A 4743-nucleotide genomic window follows, 5' to 3' on the forward strand; every position below is an offset into this window, starting at 1 on the left:
GGATCGCGTGGAAATGAAAGCGGAGACCGGCGGTACCGCTGCCGTGACCTGTCGCGTCTGCGGCGGTGAGGTCAACGCCCGGGGCGAGTGCGTGGTCTGCGGGACCAAGCAGTCCGATCCGCGGGCCGCCGCGGCGAACGAAGGTCTCACCTCGTGGCTCAAGGGCGAGTCGGGCGCCACGGGCCTGAGCGGCTGGGTCGGCGCGCCCCTTCCAACGCAGAGCCCCGACGGCCGGGACGATGCTCTTCGCAAGTGGCTCGCCGGGGAAGACAACGCGTTCCAGGACTGGATTGGCACGCCGTCCGAAGGGGTTGTGGGCGCCGGAAAGGCGGGGAGGGCGGAGCGGGTCTCCGAAGAGAAGGTCCGCGAGCTCCGGTCAAAGGCCCTGGAGGCCGACGGGCTGCGGGCGGAGCTCGAGTCCATGCGAACCACACTCACCCGGGAGCTCGCGAACTTCCGCTCGGGACGGTTCGACCCCGTCCAATACATCGAGGAGGTCGCGGGCCTCTCGAAGCAACTCGAGACGGAGATCGCCCGGAGGAAGGAGCTCGAGCAGGAGATCGAGCACATCAAGAAAGGCTCCATCGCGGTCATCAAGTACGTCAAGGGACAACAACTCAAGGCGGGTCCCGGCGCCGACCTGAAGAAACGCTTCGACCAGGAAGCCGCTGCGCGCCAGAAGCTCCAGGTCGAGCTGAAGGAACTCAAGGCGGCGAACGAGGCGCTCAAGGACAAGATCGAGGTCGGGCTCGCGAAGATCAAGCCGTCGGAGCGGGATCTCAAGAAACGCGAGATCGCGATGGCGGAGCGCGAGGCCGTGTTGACCGTTCGCGAGGCCGCGGCCCACACGGGAACCGGGCCCGAGTCCCTTGGAATCACGGTCGTCGACGAGGAATTGCGGCGTCGGCTCGAGGAAGAACTCCGCGAGAACGAGCACGAGTACCTCGAGAAGGAGGAGGAATTCAAGAAGCGAATCATCGCGCTCGAGGAACAGGTCAACAAATTCAAGATCGAGGAGCAGGTCCGCGCCCAGGAGAAGGCGCTCGACGGCAAGCCGCGTCGCGAGCTGGAGGGCGTCCTCCAGGAACGGCAGCAACAGTTGCTCGCCAAGGAGAAGAGCATGCTCCTCCGCGAGCAGGAAATCCAGCGGCTCCAGGAGGAGGTCGGCCTCAAGGAGGACGAGCTCCGGAAGCTGAAAGAGCCCCTCGCGTTCAAGGAGGACGAGTTGCTTCGCCGCGAGCAGGACCTCACGTACCGGGAGAACCGCCTCGAGGCCGAAATGCGGAAGCACGAGCAGGCGAAGGCCGAGGGCGGATCCACGGAGGAACTCGACCTCAAGGCGCGCCTCGAGCAGCTCAAGGGCGAGATCACGCAGAAGGAGGAAGAAGTCCGGACCAAGGAGAAGTATCTCCAGCAGAAGATGGAGGAACTCCGCCTCCGCGAGCAGGGCATGATCGCGGAAGACATCGAGGCGCGCGAAGAGGATCGGAAGGTCGAGGTCCAGCAGCAGCGCGTCAAGACCGGCATCCCGCGTCTCGACGACTTGATGTTCGGGGGCATCCCGTACAGCTCGAACGTCTCCGTGTACGGTCCGGCCTACGTGGGAAAGGAGGTCCTCGTGAGCCTGTTCATGGCGGAGGGTCTCAAGAAGGGCCTGCCCGTCCTCTGGATCCTCACGGACAAGGGGCCCGGGGACATCCGCGAAGACATGGCGTTTGTCCTACCGGACTACGAGGAGCGCGAGAAGCTCGGCCTCGTGAAGTACATCGATGCGTACTCCAAGTCCATGGGCGCCGACGCGAGCGATACGAACACGACGTACATCGACGACCCCACGGACCACGCCGCGATCCTCAAGGCGACGGATGCGATCGCGACGGAGTGGCGGAAGAAGTACCCGAGCTACCGGCTCGCGTTCCGGAGCGTGTCCACGCTCATCGCGTACCTGGACCCCACGACTACCTTCAAGTTCCTGCAGCCGTTCGTCGGGCGCCGCAAGCGCGACAAGGCGGTGGCCTTCTACGTGATCGAAAAGGGGATGCACGAGGAGCAGGAGATCCAGATGCTCGGCTCCCTCATGGACGGGTCCATCGAGTTCAAGGTCGAGCAGCTCAAGTCGTTCCTGAGCATCAAGGGCATCTGCGACGTGCAGAGCCGCAGCTGGATCCGCTACACGTACACGAAGTCGAACGTGTCCATCGGCTCCTTCAGCCTGGACCACATCAAGTGATCCTCGTGGGTAGTCCTTACATCACTTCGGGCGACTGTCCCTTCTTCGGCGGTGGCGTGGGCCCGGGCACCTGGACTTGAGGGATTGGGATGGGCGGTGGCAGGCGCAGCTCGCGCGCCAGGATCACGGTCTCCGGGAGACAATTCGTCATGATCACCGTGTGGATCTCCTGGGCGATCTCCTGGGGCATCTGGCCCCCCGCGGACCAGCCCTTTACGAGGGCCTTCGCATCCCCTTCCCAGGCGATCTGCCCCTCGATCTGGATGAGCCCGATCACGGCCTCCGCCGCGCGGTAGCTCGCGGAGAACCGAAAGTCGACCTGGGCGCTGTTCATCCCCGTCTCCGAAATCAAGGTGACCGTGCTGTTGTGGTCCACGCGGATGTTCGCCCAGCCCGCCCCGATCTTCGTGAGGCGGCGCGCGTCGAGGTTCGTGAAGTCGAACGCCCGCACGGTCATGGGAACCCTGCCGAGCAAGCGTCCGCCTCGATATGAAGTTTCCCGGTCCGCGGGCTTTATCTCACGCGTGACCGTTGTGCGCGGCGATGGTCCTCTGGGTCGGTGTGGACGACACGGACAGCCTGCGGGGAATGTGCACGACGTTCCTCGCGACGGAGATCGTTCGGGAGGTCACGCGCACCCACGACCTGATCGGCTACCCCCGCCTTGTCCGGCTGAACCCGAACATCCCGTGGAAGACTCGAGGGAACGGGGCGCTCGCGCTCCGGTTCGGCCGGGGAACCGGGAAACCTGCGACCGTGGGGCAAATCGCAGGCCGCGCCATCCGGGCGTTCCCGAGATCCCGCGGCAGTGAAGACCCCGAGGTCCTCCGCAAACCCGTGGAGGACCTTGTCCGGCAGTGGTCCGTGTTCGGAGACCCCACCACGAATCCTGCGTTCGCGATCCTGCGCCGGCCCCCTGCCCCGTCCTTCTATTGGCACGCGGTCCGGCGCGTGGTCTCGCGTCGAGAGGCGCGGCTGGCCGCAACGGATCTTGGGATCCTGCGGGGCTTCAAGAATGGGCGAGGGATCATCGGTGCGACCGCGGCGTTGGCGTGGCGTCCTCGGGATCGAACGTACGAGATTCTCGCGTATCGCCACCCAAGTCTGTGGGGGTTGACGCGAGACATCGATCCCGTGTCGGTCCGGGAGATGGACCGCCGTTTTCCCTCCACGTTCAACAACTACGACTACGTGAACGAGAAGGTCGTGCTCGCGCCGCACTCTCCTTGCCCCATTCTCTTCGGTATCCGGGGTGATGTCCCCTCCCAGCTGCCGCGAGCGATGCGTACGCTCCGCGGGGAGACTCCGGAGCGTTGGCTGCTCTTCGAGACGAACCAGGGAACCGACGACCACGTGGTCATGGGCGACTGGGCCTTGCGTCCGTTTACCGCGTCTGTTCTCGAAGGCAAGGTGGTTTCGACGCCCGTGACCCGACCGGGCGGTCACGTGCTTTTCGAGGTCGACGGCCGTCGGAGAGTCACCGTGGCAGCGTACGAGCCATCGAAGCAGTTTCGCGAGGTGGTCCGGGCCCTCCGGGCCGGAGACATCGTGCGAGTCACGGGCAGCGTCCGGGAGGAACCTCGAACCCTAAACCTCGAGCGCCTCGAGGTGGTCTCGCTCGTAGACTCTTGGCGAAAGGTCTCCAACCCGCGCTGCCCATCGTGTGGCAAATCCATGAAATCGATCGGGTCCGAGCAAGGCTTCCGGTGCGTCCGGGGACACGCTCGACTGCCGCGTGAAGCGGTCGTCGTGGTGTCCGAGGCCCGAACGATCACGGTGGCCCTCTACGAGCCCCCCGCGTGTGCGCGTCGGCATCTGGCGAAGCCTATTCAGCGGATTCTGGGAAATCGTTTCGGACGGGGGCCAACCCGCGCGCGTTCAATCTCCATGCCGCCACCTCGGTTGCAGCCCTCTTCCGCGACGGGACGCTCTGAGTCTCACGGCCGAGAAGGCGCCTGACTCCCTAGTGCGAAATGGTCCGCGTAGAACCGGCCCTCGAGCCACACCATGAGGACGAGCCCGAGCGCCGTAGCGGACCACCCCGCGGGACCGGGCAGCACAAAGATTGCCTGGGGAAGGACGATCAAGTCGAGCACGATACATCCCGACAGGAAGAGGGCACGAAGGAGTTCGCTGCGAAGCGTGGTGGTCTGGGCGCGAAGGAGGAACCGCTCACGCCGGCGCTGGGCTCTCCGCACGAGATACCCCGCGAGGGATCCTTGTCGTTCGAGGACGCTCTGAGGGCGAGACTCATGGTTCGAATCCGTGTCGCCCTCACGCCGCGGATTCCCGGGGCTCCTAGGTGCGTTCATCAGGTCCCTGTCTTCTTGGTCGCGGCGCCCGGACCGCCTATTGACTCGAGACCCAGATTTCGGGCGGTCGCGAAGCACGCGACCAGTCTCCCGCCCGCGTCGAACAGCGGGGGCTCGGTCTTGAGACAGGGCTCGTATGCGAGCCAACACCGTGGGTGGAAGCGGCACCCGGTAGGGGGGTGCGTAGCGCTCGGCATCTCG

At 65.3% G+C, this 4743-nt stretch carries 4 protein-coding genes; 2 read left to right on the forward strand and 2 right to left on the reverse strand.

Annotation, left to right across the window (positions count from 1 at the left end):
• Positions 1-2230: ATPase domain-containing protein (locus VEY12_11615; protein ID HYM40765.1), on the forward strand; the 2230-nt coding region annotated here is incomplete at its 5' end.
• 16 nt (positions 2231-2246) lie between these two features.
• Here VEY12_11615 and VEY12_11620 read toward each other — a convergent pair.
• A complete protein-coding gene (locus VEY12_11620) occupies positions 2247-2705 on the reverse strand; it encodes a hypothetical protein (protein ID HYM40766.1) in 459 nt (152 codons plus the stop codon).
• 68 nt (positions 2706-2773) lie between these two features.
• Between VEY12_11620 and VEY12_11625 the strand changes: the two genes are divergently transcribed.
• The gene (locus VEY12_11625) at positions 2774-4189 is read left to right on the forward strand and encodes a tRNA(Ile)(2)-agmatinylcytidine synthase (protein ID HYM40767.1); all 1416 of its coding nucleotides are present in this window, start codon (positions 2774-2776) and stop codon (positions 4187-4189) included.
• Here the strand turns inward: VEY12_11625 and VEY12_11630 are convergent.
• Positions 4168-4542, reverse strand: a complete 375-nt coding sequence (locus VEY12_11630; GenBank protein ID HYM40768.1) for a hypothetical protein — start codon at positions 4540-4542, stop codon at positions 4168-4170. The genes VEY12_11625 and VEY12_11630 overlap by 22 nt on opposite strands.
• Between the last annotated feature and the right edge of the window lie 201 nt (positions 4543-4743).

It is taken from the genome of Thermoplasmata archaeon (assembly GCA_035632695.1).
Taxonomy (GTDB): domain Archaea; phylum Thermoplasmatota; class Thermoplasmata; order RBG-16-68-12; family RBG-16-68-12; genus RBG-16-68-12.

Coding starts and splice junctions, on each gene's coding strand:
- VEY12_11625 (HYM40767.1), top strand. CDS start 2,774: ATGGTCCTCTGGGTCGGTGTGGACGACACGGACAGCCTGCGGGGAATG.
- VEY12_11630 (HYM40768.1), bottom strand. CDS start 4,542: ATGAACGCACCTAGGAGCCCCGGGAATCCGCGGCGTGAGGGCGACACG.